Annotated in this window: 15 protein-coding genes; 11 read left to right on the forward strand and 4 right to left on the reverse strand. The window is 63.9% G+C overall.

Annotated features, from left to right (window positions below; genetic code table 11):
• Window positions 1–23 precede the first annotated feature (23 nt).
• The 3 genes from ACY8GK_RS10180 (at window position 24) to ACY8GK_RS10190 (ending at window position 3257) form a co-directional block, all read left to right on the forward strand.
• A complete protein-coding gene (locus tag ACY8GK_RS10180) occupies window positions 24–1097 on the forward strand; it encodes a DUF748 domain-containing protein (protein ID WP_196177431.1) in 1074 nt (357 codons plus the stop codon).
• A gap of 123 nt (window positions 1098–1220) precedes the next feature.
• Complete coding sequence (locus ACY8GK_RS10185) at window positions 1221–2066, forward strand: AAA family ATPase (RefSeq protein ID WP_196177432.1); 846 nt, start codon at window positions 1221–1223, stop codon at window positions 2064–2066.
• A 12-nt stretch (window positions 2067–2078) separates the two neighbouring features.
• On the forward strand, window positions 2079–3257 hold the full coding sequence (locus tag ACY8GK_RS10190; protein WP_196177434.1) for a vWA domain-containing protein: 1179 nt from the start codon (window positions 2079–2081) through the stop codon (window positions 3255–3257).
• Window positions 3258–3336: 79 nt separating this feature from the next.
• On the opposite strand, the gene ACY8GK_RS10195 is transcribed toward ACY8GK_RS10190, so the two are convergent.
• A complete protein-coding gene (locus ACY8GK_RS10195) occupies window positions 3337–4500 on the reverse strand; it encodes a trans-sulfuration enzyme family protein (RefSeq protein ID WP_196177436.1) in 1164 nt (387 codons plus the stop codon).
• A 146-nt stretch (window positions 4501–4646) separates the two neighbouring features.
• Between ACY8GK_RS10195 and ACY8GK_RS10200 the strand changes: the two genes are divergently transcribed.
• The 4 genes from ACY8GK_RS10200 (at window position 4647) to ACY8GK_RS10215 (ending at window position 8149) form a co-directional block, all read left to right on the forward strand.
• Window positions 4647–5105: an Lrp/AsnC family transcriptional regulator gene (locus ACY8GK_RS10200; RefSeq protein WP_462402944.1), complete on the forward strand. Its 459-nt coding sequence runs from the start codon at window positions 4647–4649 to the stop codon at window positions 5103–5105.
• A 133-nt stretch (window positions 5106–5238) separates the two neighbouring features.
• Complete coding sequence (gene moaA, locus ACY8GK_RS10205) at window positions 5239–6243, forward strand: GTP 3',8-cyclase MoaA (RefSeq protein WP_462402945.1); 1005 nt, start codon at window positions 5239–5241, stop codon at window positions 6241–6243.
• Between the two features lie 22 nt (window positions 6244–6265).
• Window positions 6266–7165, forward strand: a complete 900-nt coding sequence (locus ACY8GK_RS10210; RefSeq protein WP_196177442.1) for a bestrophin family protein — start codon at window positions 6266–6268, stop codon at window positions 7163–7165.
• 75 nt (window positions 7166–7240) lie between these two features.
• Window positions 7241–8149 (forward strand): LysR family transcriptional regulator, encoded by a 909-nt coding sequence (locus ACY8GK_RS10215; protein ID WP_196177444.1) that lies wholly within the window; start codon window positions 7241–7243, stop codon window positions 8147–8149.
• 208 nt (window positions 8150–8357) lie between these two features.
• Here ACY8GK_RS10215 and mqo read toward each other — a convergent pair whose 3' ends face one another.
• Window positions 8358–9998, reverse strand: coding sequence for a malate dehydrogenase (quinone) (gene mqo, locus ACY8GK_RS10220; RefSeq protein ID WP_196177869.1), 1641 nt, complete (start codon window positions 9996–9998; stop codon window positions 8358–8360).
• A 334-nt stretch (window positions 9999–10332) separates the two neighbouring features.
• Here mqo and ACY8GK_RS10225 point away from each other — a divergent pair, with 334 nt between their 5' ends.
• The 3 genes from ACY8GK_RS10225 (at window position 10333) to ACY8GK_RS10235 (ending at window position 12706) form a co-directional block, all read left to right on the forward strand.
• The gene (locus tag ACY8GK_RS10225; protein ID WP_196177446.1) at window positions 10333–10998 is read left to right on the forward strand and encodes an SOS response-associated peptidase family protein; all 666 of its coding nucleotides are present in this window, start codon (window positions 10333–10335) and stop codon (window positions 10996–10998) included.
• A gap of 32 nt (window positions 10999–11030) precedes the next feature.
• Window positions 11031–12086 carry a zinc-binding metallopeptidase family protein gene (locus ACY8GK_RS10230; RefSeq protein WP_462402946.1) on the forward strand — a complete coding sequence of 352 codons (1056 nt, stop codon included), beginning with the start codon at window positions 11031–11033 and terminating at the stop codon, window positions 12084–12086.
• A gap of 104 nt (window positions 12087–12190) precedes the next feature.
• Window positions 12191–12706: a ferritin-like domain-containing protein gene (locus ACY8GK_RS10235; protein WP_196177450.1), complete on the forward strand. Its 516-nt coding sequence runs from the start codon at window positions 12191–12193 to the stop codon at window positions 12704–12706.
• 61 nt (window positions 12707–12767) lie between these two features.
• On the opposite strand, the gene ACY8GK_RS10240 is transcribed toward ACY8GK_RS10235, so the two are convergent.
• Window positions 12768–13685, reverse strand: coding sequence for a manganese catalase family protein (locus tag ACY8GK_RS10240; RefSeq protein ID WP_196177452.1), 918 nt, complete (start codon window positions 13683–13685; stop codon window positions 12768–12770).
• A gap of 61 nt (window positions 13686–13746) precedes the next feature.
• Window positions 13747–13962, reverse strand: a complete 216-nt coding sequence (locus tag ACY8GK_RS10245) for a con-10 family general stress protein (RefSeq protein ID WP_462402947.1) — start codon at window positions 13960–13962, stop codon at window positions 13747–13749.
• A 311-nt stretch (window positions 13963–14273) separates the two neighbouring features.
• Here ACY8GK_RS10245 and ACY8GK_RS10250 point away from each other — a divergent pair, with 311 nt between their 5' ends.
• Window positions 14274–16901, forward strand: a complete 2628-nt coding sequence (locus tag ACY8GK_RS10250) for an excinuclease ABC subunit UvrA (protein WP_196177456.1) — start codon at window positions 14274–14276, stop codon at window positions 16899–16901.
• The last annotated feature ends 38 nt before the right edge of the window (window positions 16902–16939 follow it).

A 16939-nucleotide genomic window follows, 5' to 3' on the forward strand; every position in this document is an offset into this window, starting at 1 on the left:
CATCTGCCCTTGGAGAGCATTCGATGAAAGGTCGATATCGCTGGCCGCTCGTCGGCCTGGTCGGCGTACTGCTGCTATTGCTGGTCTTGCACCTGACGCTGCCCTACCTCGTGCGCAACTACCTCAACGACAAGCTGGCCGACATGGGTGAGTACAAGGGCCAGGTGACCGACGTGGACCTGGCCTGGTGGCGCGGCGCTTACCAGATCAAGGGCCTGCAGATCGTCAAGACCACTGGCAAGGTCCCCGTGCCGCTGCTGGACGCTCCGCTGATCGACCTGTCGGTGAGCTGGCAGGCGTTGTGGCATGACCGCGCAGTGGTCGCCGAAGTGACCTTCGAACGCCCCGAGCTGAATTTCGTCGATGGTGGCAGCAAGCAGCAGTCCCAGACCGGTCAAGGCACCGACTGGCGCCAGCAACTGGAAAAGCTGCTGCCGATCACCCTCAACGAAGTCCGTATCGACAACGGTACCCTGACCTTCCGCAACTTCCATTCCAAGCCTCAGGTCAACCTCAAGGCGACCCAGCTCGACGCCAGCATCCGCAACCTGACCAACGTGCGTGACGAGCAAGGCCGGCGCGATGCCAGCTTCGAGGCGAACGCGCGACTGCTCGGCGACGCCAAGGTCGAAAGCAGCGCGACCTTCGACCCGTTCAGCGACTTCGACGACTTCCAGTTCCGTCTGCGCGCCACCGATATCCAGCTGCGTCGGCTCAACGACTTCGCCAGCGCCTATGGCAAGTTCGATTTCAATGCTGGCCACGGCGACGTGGTGATCGAAGCCCAGGCCGAGAACGGCAGGCTCAATGGCTATATCAAGCCGCTGCTGCGCGATGTCGACGTGTTCAACTGGCAACAGGACGTGGAGGAAAAGGACAAAGGCTTCTTCCGTTCGATCTGGGAAGCGGTGGTCGGCGCTGGCCAGACAGTCCTGAAGAACCAACCCAAGAACCAGTTCGCCACGCGGGTCGAACTCAACGGCAACGTGCACCAGCAAGACATCAGCGCCTTCGAGGCCTTCTTGCAGATCTTGCGCAACGGCTTCGTGCAGGCTTTCAACGCGCGCTATGAGCAGCCCAAGCCCGACCCCGAATAGCAGTCGCGTTCCCAGCGCCGATGGGCCGCGTTATAGTCCGACGATAGACAGCGGCGTCCGGCCGCCCCGATGCGGACAGCCGGTGCATCGGCGCCGCGCACAGACCATTCAAAGGAACGGCCCATGAAATTCGAAGGCACTGGCGAGTATGTCGCCACCGACGACCTGAAGCTGGCAGTCAATGCGGCGATCACCCTCGAGCGGCCTTTACTGGTGAAAGGCGAACCGGGTACCGGCAAGACCATGCTGGCCGAGCAGCTGGCGGCAGCCTTCGGGGCGCGGTTGATCACCTGGCATGTCAAGTCCACCACCAAGGCCCACCAGGGGCTGTACGAATACGATGCGGTGAGCCGCCTGCGCGACTCGCAACTGGGCGTGGACAAGGTGCATGACGTACGCAACTACCTGAAGAAGGGCAAGCTGTGGGAGGCCTTCGAGGCCGAGGAGCGGGTGATCCTGCTGATCGACGAGATCGACAAGGCCGATATCGAGTTTCCCAACGATCTGTTGCAGGAGCTCGACAAGATGGAGTTCTATGTCTACGAGACCAACGAGACCATCAAGGCCAGGCATCGACCGATCATCATCATCACGTCGAACAACGAGAAGGAACTGCCAGATGCCTTCCTGCGGCGCTGTTTCTTTCACTACATCGCCTTCCCCGACCGGGACACCTTGCAGAAGATCGTCGACGTGCACTTTCCCGGTATCAAGCAGAGCCTGGTCAGCGAAGCGCTCGAGGTATTCTTCGACGTGCGCAAGGTGCCGGGCCTGAAGAAGAAGCCCTCGACCTCGGAACTGGTCGACTGGCTCAAGCTGCTGATGGCCGACGATATCGGCGAAGCGGTGCTGCGCGAACGCGATCCGACCAAGGCCATCCCGCCCTTGGCAGGCGCGCTGGTGAAGAACGAGCAGGATGTCCAGTTGCTCGAGCGCCTGGCTTTCATGAGCCGGCGCGGCAACCGCTGACGGAGCCGTGCCATGCTGCTGAACCTGTTCAACGAGCTGCGCGCGGCCAAGGTGCCGGTGTCACTGCGCGAACTGCTCGACCTGCTCGCGGCCCTGCAAAAGCAGGTGGTGTTCGCCGACATGGACGAGTTCTATTACCTGGCGCGCGCCATCCTGGTGAAGGATGAGCGACATTTCGACAAGTTCGACCGAGCCTTTTGCGCCTACTTCGATGGGCTGCAGCACCTCGACCGGCACCTGGAGGCCCTGATTCCCGAACAGTGGCTGCGCAAGGAATTCGAGCGCTCGCTAAGCGAAGAGGAACGGGCAACGATTCAGTCGCTGGGCGGGCTGGACAAGCTGATCGAAGCCTTCAGGCAGCGCCTCGCGGAACAGAAGGGCCGGCATGCCGGTGGCAACAAGTGGATCGGCACCGGCGGCACCAGCCCGTTCGGCGCGGGCGGCTACAACCCCGAGGGCATTCGGGTCGGTGACGCCGGTACGCGCCAGGGCAAGGCGGTCAAGGTGTGGGAGGCGCGGGAATATCGCAACCTGGACGATCAGGTCGAACTGGGGACCCGCAACATCAAGCTGGCCTTGCGCCGCCTGCGCAAGTTCGCTCGCGACGGCGCTGCCGAAGAGCTCGACATCGACGGCACCATCGAGCACACCGCCCGGGATGCTGGGCTGCTGAACATCCAGATGCGTGCGCAACGACGCAACAGCGTCAAGTTGCTCCTGCTGTTCGATATCGGCGGCTCCATGGACGCCCATGTCCGTGTCTGCGAGGAACTGTTCTCGGCCTGCAAGACCGAGTTCAAGCACCTGGAGTACTACTATTTCCACAACTTCGTGTACGAGACGGTGTGGAAGAACAACCTGCGGCGCAATGCCGAGCGCTTCGCCACGTTCGACCTGCTGCACAAGTACGGCGACGACTACAAGGTGGTCTTCGTCGGCGACGCCTCGATGGCGCCCTACGAAATCACCCAGCCCGGCGGCAGCGTCGAGCACTGGAACGAAGAAGCCGGGTACGTCTGGATGCAGCGCTTCACCGAGAAGTTCAGGAAGCTGGTGTGGATCAACCCCTACCCCCGGCAGACCTGGGACTACAGCGCATCGACCGGCCTGGTACGCGAGCTGGTCCAGCAGCGCATGTACCCGCTGACCTTGCAAGGGCTGGAGGACGGGATGCGGGAGCTGGGCAAATGAACCAGGCTCGATGGCACGTCATGGGCCGGCTGCTGAGCGGCCCGCCAGCGCCTTCGCCGACGACCATGGCCAGGCCGGTCTACCCGGCAGCCGCCAGCGCCTGACCCAGATCCTCGATCAGGTCCCGGTCATCCTCGACACCGATCGACAGCCGCAGCAGGTTCTCGGTGATGCCCATCTGCTGCTTCTGCTCGGGCCGCAGCGAATTGTGCGACATGCTCCAGGCATGATTGACCATGCTCTCGACCCCGCCCAGCGAATCGGCCAGGGCAAAGATCTGCAGCCGCTCCACTAGACGCTCAACCGCCGCCCGGCCGCCCTTGACCCGCATCGCCACCACTGCGCCGCCGCTGCGCATCTGGCGCTGACTCAGGGCGTGTTGCGGATGGCTCTCCAGCCCTGGGTAGAACACCTGCTCGACGTTGCGGTGGTTTTCCAGGAACCTGGCGACCTGCAAGGCATTGGCGCATTGACGCTCCATGCGCACATCCAGGGTCTTGAGACCGCGCAGGGCCAGGTAGCAATCGAACGGGCCCTGGATCGCACCGACCGCCATGCTGATCTTGCGCAGCCGAGCCAACAGGCGTTCGTCGGCTGCCACTACCACGCCGCCAATGAGATCGGAATGGCCACCGATGTACTTGCTTGCCGAGTGCATCACCAGGTCGACACCCAGGCGGATCGGTCGCTGGTTCCAGGGCGAGCAGAACGTGTTGTCGATGCAGGTCAGCACGCCGCGGGCACGGGCCAGGTCGCACAGCGCCTTGATGTCCACCAGTTGCAACAACGGGTTGGTCGGCGACTCGATCCAGATCAGCCGAGTGTCGGAGCGAATCGCATCGCTCACCGCCTGCAGGTCGTTGAGATCGACATGACTGGTGGTCAGTCCGCAGGTATGCGCGCGGTAGTCTTCCAGCAGACGAAAGGTACCACCATAGACGCCCCGCATGACCACCACATGGGAGTCCTTGGGCAGCAGCTCGAGCACCGTGGCGGTGGCGCTGACCCCGGACGCGCAGGCCACGGCGCCGACGCCTTCCTCCAACGCCGCGACGCAGGTCTCGTAGGCATGCCGGGTAGGGTTGGCCACGCGGCTGTAGGCATAGGCCGGGTGGTCGTCCAGACCATGCTTGACGAAGGAGCTGGCGGTGACGATGGCCGGAAACAGGGCATTGTCAGCGACGAGGTTCTGCTCGCCGGCATGGATGGTGCGGGTAGCGAAGTGGCGCGGCTTGTCGGACATGGTCTGGCCTGTGGCGAATGGAACCTGAAAGAACACTATGGCACATCCCGCCCCGCCAGGCCGCTTGGCAGGCCATACCCCTATGCGCGGCGCCTCGGCTTGGTTAGGCTGCACATCATAGCCTTGCCTGGATAGCGCTCAGCGACATGGACAGCTTCGACCAGCACATCCTCACCCTGCTCCAACGCGATGCCTCGATTTCGCTCAAGGACCTGGCCGAAGCGGTCAACCTGTCGACCACACCCTGCTGGAAACGGGTCAAGCGGCTCGAGGAAGAAGGCTACATTCGCGCCCGCGTCGCCCTGCTCGACCCGCAGCGCCTGGGCCTGGGCCTGACGGTCTTCGTCCAGCTCAAGACCCAGCGCCACGACACCGCCTGGCTGGCCGGTTTCGCCGAGACCGTGAGCGGTTTCGGGGAAGTCATGGAGTGCTACCGAATGGCGGGTGACTGGGACTACCTGCTGCGCGTGGTGGTATCGGACATGCCGGCCTACGATCGCTTCTACAAGAAATTGATCACCAGCACCGATGGCTTGTCCAACATCACATCCACGTTCGCCATGGAGCAGATGAAATTCACCACGGCGTTCCCGGTGCGACGTTGAGCCAGCGATCTTGGCGTACCGATAGAGCAGGCTGATCGTGCGGTCGGAAAAACCAATTTGACGCAGCCTTGGCCAGGTTATAGGTTGACTTGACACGCGGCGTGCATGACGCCCCCAGCATTCAGGCATATCTGTGGAAGAACGTGACCAGTCCTTGATCGACGGCTACAACCGGAAAATCGACTACTTGCGCATGTCGGTCACCGACCGCTGTGATTTCCGCTGTGTCTACTGCATGGCCGAGGACATGCAGTTCCTGCCGCGCCAACGCATCCTCACGCTCGAAGAGCTGTATCAGGTCGCCGAGCGCTTCGTGGCCCTCGGCACGCGCAAGATTCGCCTGACCGGCGGCGAGCCGCTGGTACGCCAGGGCATCGTCGAGCTGTGCGCGCGCATCGCGACCCTGCCCGGGCTGCGAGAATTGTGCCTGACCAGCAATGGCTCGCAACTGGGCCGGCTGGCCCAGCCGCTGTTCGACGCCGGTGTTGCGCGCCTGAACATCAGTCTCGACAGCCTGGATCCGGAGCGCTTTCGCGCGCTCACCCGCACCGGCGACCTGCGACAGGTCATCGCCGGCATCGATGCCGCGCGCCGCGCGGGGTTCCGTCGGACCAAGCTCAACTGCGTGGTGCTCAAGGGCCGCAACGACGACGAGATCGTCGACCTGGTGCGCTTCGCCATCGACCGGGAACTGGACATTTCCTTCATCGAGGAAATGCCGCTGGGCGTAATCAGCGAACACGAACGTGGCGAGTCCTACTGCTCCAGCGATGAGGTACGCGCGCGCCTGGCCGAGCATTTCACCCTGGTCGAGTCGGCCGAGTCGTCCCTGGGGCCGGCACGCTATTGGCGCCTGGCCGAGGCACCGCGAACCAGGGTCGGCTTCATCTCGCCCCACAGCCACAACTTCTGCGCGACCTGCAACCGGGTGCGCCTGACGGTTGAAGGTCGCCTGCTGCTGTGCCTGGGCAACGAGCACTCGCTGGACCTCAAGCAGGTGCTGCGGGCCCATCCGGGCGATCCGGCGCGCCTCGAACAGTCCATCCGCACAGCCGTGCAGCTCAAGCCTTACCGCCATCACTTCGAAGTCGGCGGCGAAGTGCAGATCCTGCGTTTCATGAACATGACCGGTGGCTGATCGCGACCACATCGGGTAATCCATGATCGTTCCCCCGCGTCCCGACCTGCTGCGCGTGCTGTTCACCCTCAAGGGCTCGATCGTCAAGCGCATCGCCGGGCGCTGCCTGCTGGTGACCGTGCTGGCCGCACTGATCGTGATGGTCGAGCGACACTATCCGGCCCTGTTCTATCCGGTCAGCGCCACACCGTTCACCTTGCTCGGCCTGTCGCTGTCGATATTCATGAGCTTTCGCAACAACGCCTGCTATGACCGCTGGTGGGAAGGGCGCAAGGCCTGGGGCCGCCTGCTGATCGAGACCCGCTCGTTCGTTCGGCAAAGCGTGGTGGTGGCCGACGCCCGGCTGCGCGCCGAGCTGCTGTACAGCCTGTGCGGCTTCGCCCATGCCCTCAACGCGCGACTGCGCAACGAAGACGCCGCCAGCGCCGCCGCCCCCTGGCTGCAAGAGCCCGGCCGGATCAGCGCGCACAATGTCTGCAACGGCATCCTGCAAGAGGTCGGCAGCCACTGTTCGCGGCTGGCCGAACAGGGCCACATCGGTGAATGGCGCTACACCCTGCTCGAGCAGCGCCTGACCGGCCTGGCGGAAGTCCAGGCCACCTGCGAGCGGATCAAGCAAACGCCCCTGCCCTTCCCCTATACCCTGCTGCTGCACCGGACCATCTACATTTTCTGTCTGTTGCTGCCCTTCGCCCTGGCCGAGCCGCTCGGCTGGCTGGCGCCGCTGTTCACCACCTTGGTCAGCTATACCTTCTTCGGCCTGGATGCCATCGGCAACGAGCTGGAAGACCCGTTCGGGCGCGACGAGAACGACCTGCCGACCGATGCTCTGGTACGGACCATCGAGCGCGACATCCTGGCCGCGCTGGGGCACGAACCGCTGCCTGAAGCCCTGGCGCCGGTCGGTCACGTGCTGACCTGAGCCAGGCCATAAAGATTGGCCAGGCGCCACGGAGTTGGTTATGGTCGACGGACCCCCTCCGCTCCAGGCCGTACCATGGACATCAAGCAGCTGAAGTTCCTCATCGCCCTCGACCAGACCCGGCACTTCGGCCAGGCGGCCACCTTGTGCCATGTCACCCAGCCGACCTTGTCCATGCGCCTGCGCAACCTGGAGGACGAACTGGACCTGATGCTGGTCAAGCGTGGCCAGCGCTTCGAAGGCTTCACCGAGGCCGGTGAACGGGTCCTGGCCTGGGCCCGCACGCTGCTGGCCGCCCACGATGGCCTGCAGGCCGAGGCGGCCAGTTGCCGCGGCCAGGTGGTCGGCAGCCTGCGCCTGGGTAGCGTGCCGCTGTCGAGCTTCGATCCGATGACCCTGCTGTTGCCCCTGCGCGAACGTTACCCGGAGCTGCGCTACGAGCTTTCCTCGCTCAGCTCCGAGCAAGTCATCGATGGCCTGAGTCGCAACCAGCTGGACCTGGGCATCTGCTACCTGGACCAGGTCGATACCAGCTTCTTCGACGTGATCGAGCTCGGCACCACCACCATGGGCCTGCTGCACGATACGCGGCACTTTCGTTTCGACCAGGATCAACTGCGTTGGGAAGACCTCGGCGCCCTGCCGCTGGGCCTGTTGAGCAAAGGCATGCACTACCGCCAGTCGCTCGACCTGAGCTTTCGCAGCCGCGGGCTGGAGCCGCTGGCGCTACTGGAAAGCGACTCGACCTTCCAGCTCATCCAGGCCATCGGTGCCGGCCTCTGCTGTGCGGTCATGCCGCTTCACTGCGGCCTGGAAGCCCTGAACCAGCACTTGCGGATCATCCCGGTAGCCGAAGCGAGCATCCACAGTCCGGTCGGCCTGCTGTTACGGCGCAGCGCGCCAAGATCGGCCATCGCCGAGCAATGCTTCGCCAGGGCCGGCGAACTGTTCCCGGCCAAGCCAGGCCAAGCCCGATCGAACTGATCGACCGGCGAAAAAAAACCCGCACCGGGCGGGTCGAATTGCAAGGGAGGGATACCTCGTACCGATTGACCTGGCAAGCCCCAAGGGACTCCCCGAAGCCGACGAGCGGCAGGTTTTGAACTGCAAGCTGCAAGAGCGACGCTTCCAAGCCTCCACGTTCCGCTGCGGCTTGCAGCTTGCAACTTGCGGCTTCTACACCCGTCGCCCATCAGGGCTTGAGATCAGGGTCCGAGTCGCCATGTTTCTGGCCCAGTGGATCGATGTCCTTCGGCTGGTCCGGATGACGCTGCTTGTCGATCTGCGGCGGTGGCGCCAGTTGCAGGATCTCGCTGGTGTAGGCCCACTCCTGGGCTACCTGTTCGGGATGATCGTTGAGGCGGGTGCCGTAGCTCGGCACGATCTGGCGAATCTTGTCCTGCCAGGCCGGCGACGCGACCTTGTCCTTGAACACCTTATGCAATAGATCGAGCATGATCGGCGCCGCCGTCGAGGCGCCTGGGGAGGCGCCTAGCAGGCCGGCGATGCTGCCGTCACTGGCGGCGACCACCTCAGTGCCGAGCTTGAGCACGCCGCCCTTGTCCGGATCACGCTTGATGATCTGCACCCGTTGCCCGGCCTGCCACAGGCGCCAGTCTTCCTGCCTGGCATTGGGGAAATAACTCTGCAAGGCAGCGAAGCGGTCGTCGTCGGACTGCATCAACTGGCCGGCCAGGTACTGGACCAGGTCGAACTCATGCAAGCCGACCTTCATCATCGGCCAGACGTTGTGCGTGGTCATGCTGGCGAACAGGTCCAGGTAGGAGCCTTCCTTGAGGAACTTGGTGGAGAACGTCGCGAACGGTCCGAACAGGATCACCCGCTTGCCGTCGAGCACTCGAGTGTCGAGATGGGGCACTGACATGGGCGGCGAGCCGGTCGAGGCGATGCCATAGGCCTTGGCCATGTGTCGCTCGGCGATTTGCGGATTCTCGGTGACCAGGAACGAACCGCCAACCGGGAAGCCCGCATAGTCCTTGGCTTGCTCGATGCCCGACTTCTGCAGCAGCGGCAATGCCGCACCACCGGCGCCCACGAAGACGAACCGTGCATCGGTGGCCGCTTCGTGGCCATCCTCGAGGTTCTTGTACTCGACATGCCAGGAACCGTCCTCGTTGCGTGTGATGTCGCTGACTTCGGTGGACAGCTTCAACGAGAAGTTCTTGTTGCCCTGCAGGTGCCTGGCGAACTGGCGGGTGATCTCGCCGAAGTTGACATCGGTACCGATGGGCGTCCAGGTGGCGGCGATCTTCTGCCGCGGATCGCGCCCTTCCATCATCAGCGGGACCCATTGGCGAATCTGCTCAGGGTCTTCGGAATACTGCATCGGGCGGAACAAGGGGCTTTTCTGCAGGGCTTCGTAGCGCTTCCTGAGAAATGCGATGTTGTCGTCACCCCAGACGAAGCTCATGTGCGGTGTCGAATTGATGAACGAACGAGGGTCATGGAGCACGCCGTTCCTGACCTGCCATGCGAGGAACTGCCGGGTGATCTGGAACGACTCGTTGATCTCGACAGCCTTGGAAATGTCGATCTTGCCGTCCTTCTCGGGCGTGTAGTTGAGCTCGGCGAGCGCCGAGTGGCCAGTACCGGCATTGTTCCAGCCGTTGGAGCTTTCCTCGGCCACCTGGTCCAGTCGCTCGATCATCTCCATGCTCCAGCCAGGCTCCAGTTCGTTGAGCCAGATGGCCAGGGTCGTGCTCATGATTCCGCCGCCGACCAGCAGCACGTCGACTCGCCTGGTCTCGGCTGCATGGGCGCCAGCCGCGAAGACCAGAAACCCCGTGACCAGGGCCGCCTGCACATGCTTCATTGTGTTCATCTCGTTGCCCTCGAAGTCGTGGACTCCTTCCAGTCGCGATGTGTGGTTAGGTTTCGATCACCCGTGGTTCGGTAGCGTGCAGCCGACACGACCAATGGCCGGTCGCAGGCAGCGCAATGAAGGTACCTGGCCGGCAGTACCGCCAGTTGCTGCCGCTGACGCCCCCATCAGCCGTTCAGGGTCTTTCCGGAGCCACTCATCGGCCTCATGGATGCGCTGGCTGAACGAACCTTTCCCGCCCAGTCTCGGAAATTTAACAGCTACGCCGTGGGCTCCATGGTCTTGGCGCTTCCCGGTGAGTCCATTTTCCGAGCAGGTGATCCAAATGTGCGAATGCATCGTTCAATCGGCGGATGCCAGCGCCGCGCTGGCCTTCTTCGCTGCGCCCTTGCTGGATGCTCGTCACCAGGCAGACGCAGCGGCAGACTTGCTGCCCGGCCCGGCCAGGACGCGCGAGCATCTGGTCAAGCCGAAAATGCGTGTGCGGGCGGTGCTGCTGCGCAACGGTCAGCCCACCTGCGTGGACGTGCGCTGGGGCTGGACACCTGACTGGTCGATGGGTGGCCTGCCATTGACCCACCTGTCCCTCGAACAGGTCCTGCGCTCTCGGCAGTATGCCCGGCTACGCGACCAGGGCCGGGCACTGATCCCGGTCGAAGGTTGGTACGAAGCCTCCAGTGCCATGTTGGCCGGCACTCGTCCACGCCTGGCCTACATCACGGCCCGCCACGCCGGCCCACTGTTCCTTGCGGCTCTGGCCCAGGTTGGCAGCGAGCCCAATGGCTGCGACGGGCTGGCCTTGATGACCTGCGCCGACGAGGCCGGGCAGCAACGTCTGCTGATACTCGAGGGCGAGCCTGCCAAGGCCTGGCTGGCAGCGGACCTGGACTGGTGCCAGGCCCGGCAGCAGCTATTGCCCCACGCCTTGGGTAACGATCGCCTTGAGCAACTGTTTTCGGCCAAGCGCGGGTTCACGCCGCTGGCCCGTTGAACCTGACACGCAAGCGATATGGAAGGAGAACCATGCCTGACCAACAGCCTTTGCTCGACAGACTGCTCCAGGCCTACGGCCCAGGAGGACAGGAAGACGAAGTGCGCAAGCTGTGCATCGAGGCCCTGCGCGCCCATTGCGACGAGGTGAGCGTCGACCGCGCTGGCAATGTGCTGGGCGTGATCCGCGCCGACAGGCCTGCCGACCCCGACGACAGCATCCGCGTGATGGCTCACATGGATGAAATTGCCATGATCGTCAAGCGCGTCATGCCGGACGGCACCCTGCAGGTCGTGGCGCTCGGTGGCGCACAGCCAATCTGCTTCGGTGTCTGTCCCGTAGAAATCCTTGGCGACCTTGGGTCCTTCGAAGGCGTCCTGTCCTATGGCTCCATGCACGCTTCGCAAGCCTCCCGCACCGGACGCGATGTGCTGGCGGGCGATGTGCACTGGGATGACGTGCACGTGGTGACCCGACGCAGCGCGCTGGAACTGCTCGAGATGGGCGTGCGGCCGGGAACCCGCGTGGTGTTCGCGCGCCGCTGGAGGGCACCGCTGCGTATCAACGATGCCGTTGCCGCGCACTTTCTCGACGACCGCGCGCCCCTCGTGGCAGCGATCCAGGCCGCCGAGCGGGTCCGGGCCAAGCGTGCCGAACTGCCTCAGGATGTCTGGTTCGTCTTCACCACGCTCGAGGAAGAGTCCAATGCCGGTGCGATGTTCGCCGCCTCGCGCCTGCCAGGCGATACCACCATCGCCCTTGAGGTGGGGCCAGTCCTCGAGGAATACGAGACCCGGCTGGTGGCCGATCCGATCGTCAATACCGGGGACCAGAAAGGCTACTACACCCCTTCGGTGGTAATGGCACTGATGAAGGCGGCACGAAGCGCCGGATACGATCCGCAGGCCGCCCTGCTGGTGGACTTCGCCTCCGATGCCAGTGCGGTAATGAGCAGCGGCATCGCGGCCAAGGCCGGCTGCCTGGCCATTCCCACCGAGAACACCCATGGCCTGGAAGTCATCCTGGAAGAAGGCATCAGCGCTTGCGCCGCCACCTTGGCCGCCTTCCTGCTCGATCCACGGGCCTGATCGGTTACCTGGCGGCAAGCCCCTGGTCCGTTCATCGCAAACGCTGAACGGTCGGGGCCGGCCAGATCTCTCAATCACACCACCCAACCGAAGGAGTCAACGAGATGGCCTCAACCAAACCACAGGAACACCTGCTGGACTGGCTGCGTGATGCTCATGCGATGGAACAGCAAGCTGAAACCATGCTCAAGGGACAGGCGGAGCGGCTGGAACACTATCCGACTCTCAAGGCGAGGATCGAGCAGCATATCCGGGAGACTCAAGGGCAACAGGAAACGCTCGAGAACTGCATCAAGCGACTCGGCGGCAGCACTTCGACCCTCAAGGACCTGGCTGGCAAGCTCATGGCGTTCGGGCAGGCCGTCGGTGGCGCCACCATGAGCGACGAAGTGGTCAAGGGCGCAATGTCGGGGTACATTTTCGAAAACATGGAGATCGCTTCGTACACCGTCCTGATCGAAGCGGCCGACTATGCTGGCGACACGAAAACGGCAGACGCTTGCCGGTCGATCATCAAGGAAGAGATCGCGATGGCCGATTGGCTCAGGGAACACTTGCCGGAAGTGACCCGTGCCTTCCTTGCTCGCTCGGCCGATCCGGATGCCGAAGCCAAGCGTTAAGCGCAAAGCCCAGGCTTGACGCCTGAACCGCACTGGAATCGCTTCCAGTGCGGTTTTGTCTTTACGGCTTGAGAGTCTTGTCGCCGTCCAGGCCCGCCTGGGTGCCTAGTTCGTCCGCCAGCCCACTGCCCAGTTCCGCACCGGTCAATGGCTTGGCCATCGGATCGGACATGGTACGCAGCTTGAACTGCTCCAGCGTCTCGGCCGAGGCGGTATCCAGTTCCACCGAAGCGTTGCCATCGCCGCCGTCGACGCCCGGTGTCGGGTTCTCGACATACACCCAGTCCTCGCCCTGGTTCCAGGAACCACGCATTTCCTGGCCACTGGACATGTTGAAGTAGGTCTTGCTGAACTCTGGCATGCCCGGCAGCTTGCCTTGCGGGAAGTTGGGCTGAATCGAGTGCAAGGCTTTCTCGAAGGATTGCTGGTGGGCGATTTCCCGGGTCATCAGGAACGTCAGGGCGTCTTTGATGCCTGGATCGTCGGTCAGGTTGATCAGGCGCTCATAGACGATCTTGGCCCGCGCCTCGGCGGCGATGTTGGAGCGCAAGTCCGCGGTGGGTTCGCCGATGGTATCGATGTAGGCAGCCGTCCAAGGCACGCCACCGGAGTTGATCAGTGGCGCACCGGCACCATACAGCAGGCTGGTGATGTGCGAGTCGTTGCCGGCACCGGTCAGCGAACGGTACAGCTCGCCTTCCGCCTGCACGCCTTCGGCCAGTTGCCCCTTGGCACCCTTGTTGAGCATCACGATGATCGAGCCGATCACCTCGAGGTGACTGAGCTCTTCGGTGGCGATGTCGAAGAGCATGTCCTTGCGTCCTGGATCGTCTTCGGTCACTGCCTGGGTGAAATAGCGCATGGCCGCAGCCAGTTCGCCTTGCGGCCCGCCGAACTGTTCGAGCATGAGATTGGCCAGGCCAGGATTGGGACCTGCCACTCGAACCGTGTACTGAAGTCGCTTGTTGTGCATGAACATTGGCAAATTCCTCTTCAGGCCACCAGGGCGGAAGCTCCGCCCCGGCTTGCATCATTGGAGATCAGCGGTTGTCGTCGCCGCTCTTGCGGCCACCGCCGTGGCTCTGCTGGCCACCTTTCTTGCCGGCTTCGGATGCCCGTTCGCGATCGTTGGCGAAATTGCCGCCCGAGGACTGCCCACCCTTGCGACCGGCTTCGGAAGCCTTTTCCCGGTCGTTGGCGAAGTTGCCCGGATTGTTGCTGGAACTACCGCCTTGATTGCCTCGACTGTTAGCCATGATCTTTCACCTCATGTCAGTTCCTACACAGGAAAGTCTGTGTTCTTTTCTGACGCGCTGGAGAAGTGTTGATGCGGGTTTTTTTCGGGCAGCCTGACGAAACGTCATAAAGGTCAGGCTGCCAAAGTCTTGTGCGCCAACTCATTGAGCCGAAACGATCGTAGGCAATTGGCCAGCTTCGAGGCAGGTTCCTTCGGCCCCGTGCCAGGCCTGGCTGGAACCCTGCCCACGGCGCTCAGTCAGTTCCAATAGCCGTTGCTGCCGCGGCGCACCGGTCCTGTTCGCTCATCAGCCCCTGGTAAGGAATCTCCATGCCGTCACGTCGCGATGCTTCTCCTGACACCGGTTTCATCCGGGTACGTGGAGCCCGGGAACACAACCTCGACAACGTCGACGTCGACATTCCGCGCGACGCGCTGGTGGTCTTCAGCGGCGTCTCGGGTTCGGGCAAGTCCTCGCTGGCATTCTCCACCTTGTATGCAGAAGCCCAGCGGCGCTACTTCGAATCGGTGGCGCCCTATGCCCGCCGCCTGATCGACCAGGTCGGCGTGCCGGACGTGGACGCCATCGACGGCCTACCGCCTGCGGTGGCCTTGCAGCAGCAACGCGGCAGCCCCAGCGCACGCTCTTCGGTAGGCAGCGTCACCACCTTGTCCAGCCTGATCCGCATGCTCTATTCCCGCGCCGGCAGCTACCCGGCCGAGCAGCCGATGCTGTATGCCGAGGACTTCTCGCCCAACACGCCCCATGGCGCCTGCCCGCAATGCCAGGGCCTGGGCCGGGTCTACGAGGTGACCGAGGAGTCGATGGTGCCAGACCCCGCGCTGACCATACGCGAACGCGCCGTGGCTGCCTGGCCGATGGCCTGGCAGGGACAGAACCTGCGGGACATCCTGGTGACCTTGGGCCATGACGTGGACATCCCCTGGCGAGACCTGCCGAAAAAGGTCCGCGAGTGGATCCTGTTCACCGAACAGACCCCGACCGTGCCGGTATACGCCGGCATGACCCCGGAGCAGACCCGCAGCGCGCTCGAGCGCAAGCTCGAACCTAGCTACCAAGGCACCTTCATGGGCGCGCGGCGCTATGTGCTGCATACCTTCATGCACTCGCAAAGCGCACTGATGCGCAAGCGCGTGGCTCAGTACATGCGTGCCAACCCCTGCCCGTTGTGCGCCGGCAAGCGACTCAAGCGGGAAGCCTTGGGCGTGACCTTCGCCGGCCTGGACATCGCCGAGTTTTCCCGCTTGCCGCTGAGCGAACTGGCCACGCTGCTACGAGGCGTAACCGCCAGCGACTACCTGACGCAAGCCGGGGAACCCGGCGACGTGCTCAGCCACCAGCAGACCCGCAAAGCGCGCGAGCAGCGCGCGGCCAGGGGCGAAAACCCCCACGGCACAGGGCCTGACGTGCGTCATACCCCCAACCTTTCGCTGGAAAAGCGCCTCGCCGCGCAGCGCATTAGCGCCGAGCTGCTCGAGCGCATCGCCACGCTGGTCGACCTGGGCCTGGGCTACCTGGCGCTCGAGCGCAGCACGCCGACGCTGTCCTCTGGCGAGCTGCAGCGGCTGCGGCTGGCCACGCAGCTCAATTCGCAACTGTTCGGCGTGGTCTATGTGCTCGACGAACCGTCCGCCGGCCTGCACCCGGCGGACAGCGAAGCGCTGTTCGACGCACTGCAACGGCTCAAGGCAGCCGGCAACTCGGTCTTTGTGGTGGAACATGACCTGGATACCCTGCGCCGTGCCGACTGGCTGGTGGATGTCGGCCCCGATGCGGGGGAGCTGGGCGGCCGGGTGCTGTACAGCGGTCCGCCAGAGGGGCTGAGGCAGGTACCCCGATCGCGCACCCGAGCGTATCTGTTCGATAGCCAGGCAGCGCCCGAGCGGATCCCGCGCCAGCCCAGCGGCTGGCTGCGCCTGGAGGGCGTGACACGCAACAACCTCGAGGATCTGACGGTCGAGTTCCCGCTCGGCTGTTTCACTTCGGTCACCGGCGTTTCCGGGTCAGGCAAGTCGAGCCTGGTCAGCCAGGCGCTGCTGGAGCTGGTCGGCGCCCACCTCGGACAGGTCGCCGATGCCGGAGAGCCCGAGCAAGCCAGCCTCGAGGACGAACCGGTACAGACCAGCACGGGCCAGGTCAGCGCGGGACTCGAGGCCATCAAGCGACTGGTGCAGGTAGACCAAAAGCCCATTGGGCGTACGCCACGTTCCAACCTTGCAACCTATACAGGGCTCTTCGATCACGTGCGCAAGCTCTTTGCCGCCACCGACGAGGCGCGTGCGCGAGGTTTCGATGCCGGACAGTTTTCCTTCAACGTGGCCAAGGGTCGCTGCGCCACCTGCGAGGGCGAGGGTTGGGTGAGCGTGGAGTTGCTGTTCATGCCGAGCGTATACGCCCCCTGCCCCACCTGTCATGGCGCCCGGTACGCCCCGCAGACCCTGGCGGTGAGCTGGAACGGCCTGAGCATTGCCGATGTGCTGAAACTCACCGTCAGCGATGCCCTGCTGGTGTTCGCCGAGCATCCCGCGGCGCGGCGCTCGCTGCAGTTGCTGCAGGACATAGGGCTGGGCTACCTGCGCCTGGGGCAGCCCGCCACCGAACTGTCCGGTGGCGAGGCCCAGCGCATCAAGCTGGCGACCGAGCTGCAACGCACCACGCGCGGCGCCACCCTCTATGTGCTGGACGAGCCCACCACCGGGCTGCATCCGCAAGATGTGGACCGCCTGCTGGTCCAGCTCGACCGACTGGTCGGTGCCGGGCATAGCGTCATCGTGGTCGAACACGACATGCGCGTGGTGGCGCAGAGCGACTGGGTGATCGACATCGGTCCTGGCGCCGGGGGCGAAGGCGGCAAGGTCGTGGCGTGCGGCACACCTCGGGAAGTGGCTGCCTGCAAGCAGAGCCGCACTGCCCGGTTCCTGCGCAAGGCGCTCTAGGCGGCGCAACGTCGCAGGGTCTGGATGACACTTTCCTC

This window comes from Pseudomonas sp. Marseille-QA0332 (assembly GCF_054950175.1).

Bases quoted from the DNA above. Each gene is read 5' to 3' on its own strand.
- ACY8GK_RS10180 (WP_196177431.1), top strand. From the start codon at position 24: ATGAAAGGTCGATATCGCTGGCCGCTCGTCGGCCTGGTCGGCGTACTG.
- ACY8GK_RS10185 (WP_196177432.1), top strand. From the start codon at position 1,221: ATGAAATTCGAAGGCACTGGCGAGTATGTCGCCACCGACGACCTGAAG.
- ACY8GK_RS10190 (WP_196177434.1), top strand. From the start codon at position 2,079: ATGCTGCTGAACCTGTTCAACGAGCTGCGCGCGGCCAAGGTGCCGGTG.
- ACY8GK_RS10195 (WP_196177436.1), bottom strand. From the start codon at position 4,500: ATGTCCGACAAGCCGCGCCACTTCGCTACCCGCACCATCCATGCCGGC.
- ACY8GK_RS10200 (WP_462402944.1), top strand. From the start codon at position 4,647: ATGGACAGCTTCGACCAGCACATCCTCACCCTGCTCCAACGCGATGCC.
- ACY8GK_RS10210 (WP_196177442.1), top strand. From the start codon at position 6,266: ATGATCGTTCCCCCGCGTCCCGACCTGCTGCGCGTGCTGTTCACCCTC.
- ACY8GK_RS10215 (WP_196177444.1), top strand. From the start codon at position 7,241: ATGGACATCAAGCAGCTGAAGTTCCTCATCGCCCTCGACCAGACCCGG.
- mqo (WP_196177869.1), bottom strand. From the start codon at position 9,998: ATGAAGCATGTGCAGGCGGCCCTGGTCACGGGGTTTCTGGTCTTCGCG.
- ACY8GK_RS10225 (WP_196177446.1), top strand. From the start codon at position 10,333: ATGTGCGAATGCATCGTTCAATCGGCGGATGCCAGCGCCGCGCTGGCC.
- ACY8GK_RS10230 (WP_462402946.1), top strand. From the start codon at position 11,031: ATGCCTGACCAACAGCCTTTGCTCGACAGACTGCTCCAGGCCTACGGC.
- ACY8GK_RS10235 (WP_196177450.1), top strand. From the start codon at position 12,191: ATGGCCTCAACCAAACCACAGGAACACCTGCTGGACTGGCTGCGTGAT.
- ACY8GK_RS10240 (WP_196177452.1), bottom strand. From the start codon at position 13,685: ATGTTCATGCACAACAAGCGACTTCAGTACACGGTTCGAGTGGCAGGT.
- ACY8GK_RS10245 (WP_462402947.1), bottom strand. From the start codon at position 13,962: ATGGCTAACAGTCGAGGCAATCAAGGCGGTAGTTCCAGCAACAATCCG.
- ACY8GK_RS10250 (WP_196177456.1), top strand. From the start codon at position 14,274: ATGCCGTCACGTCGCGATGCTTCTCCTGACACCGGTTTCATCCGGGTA.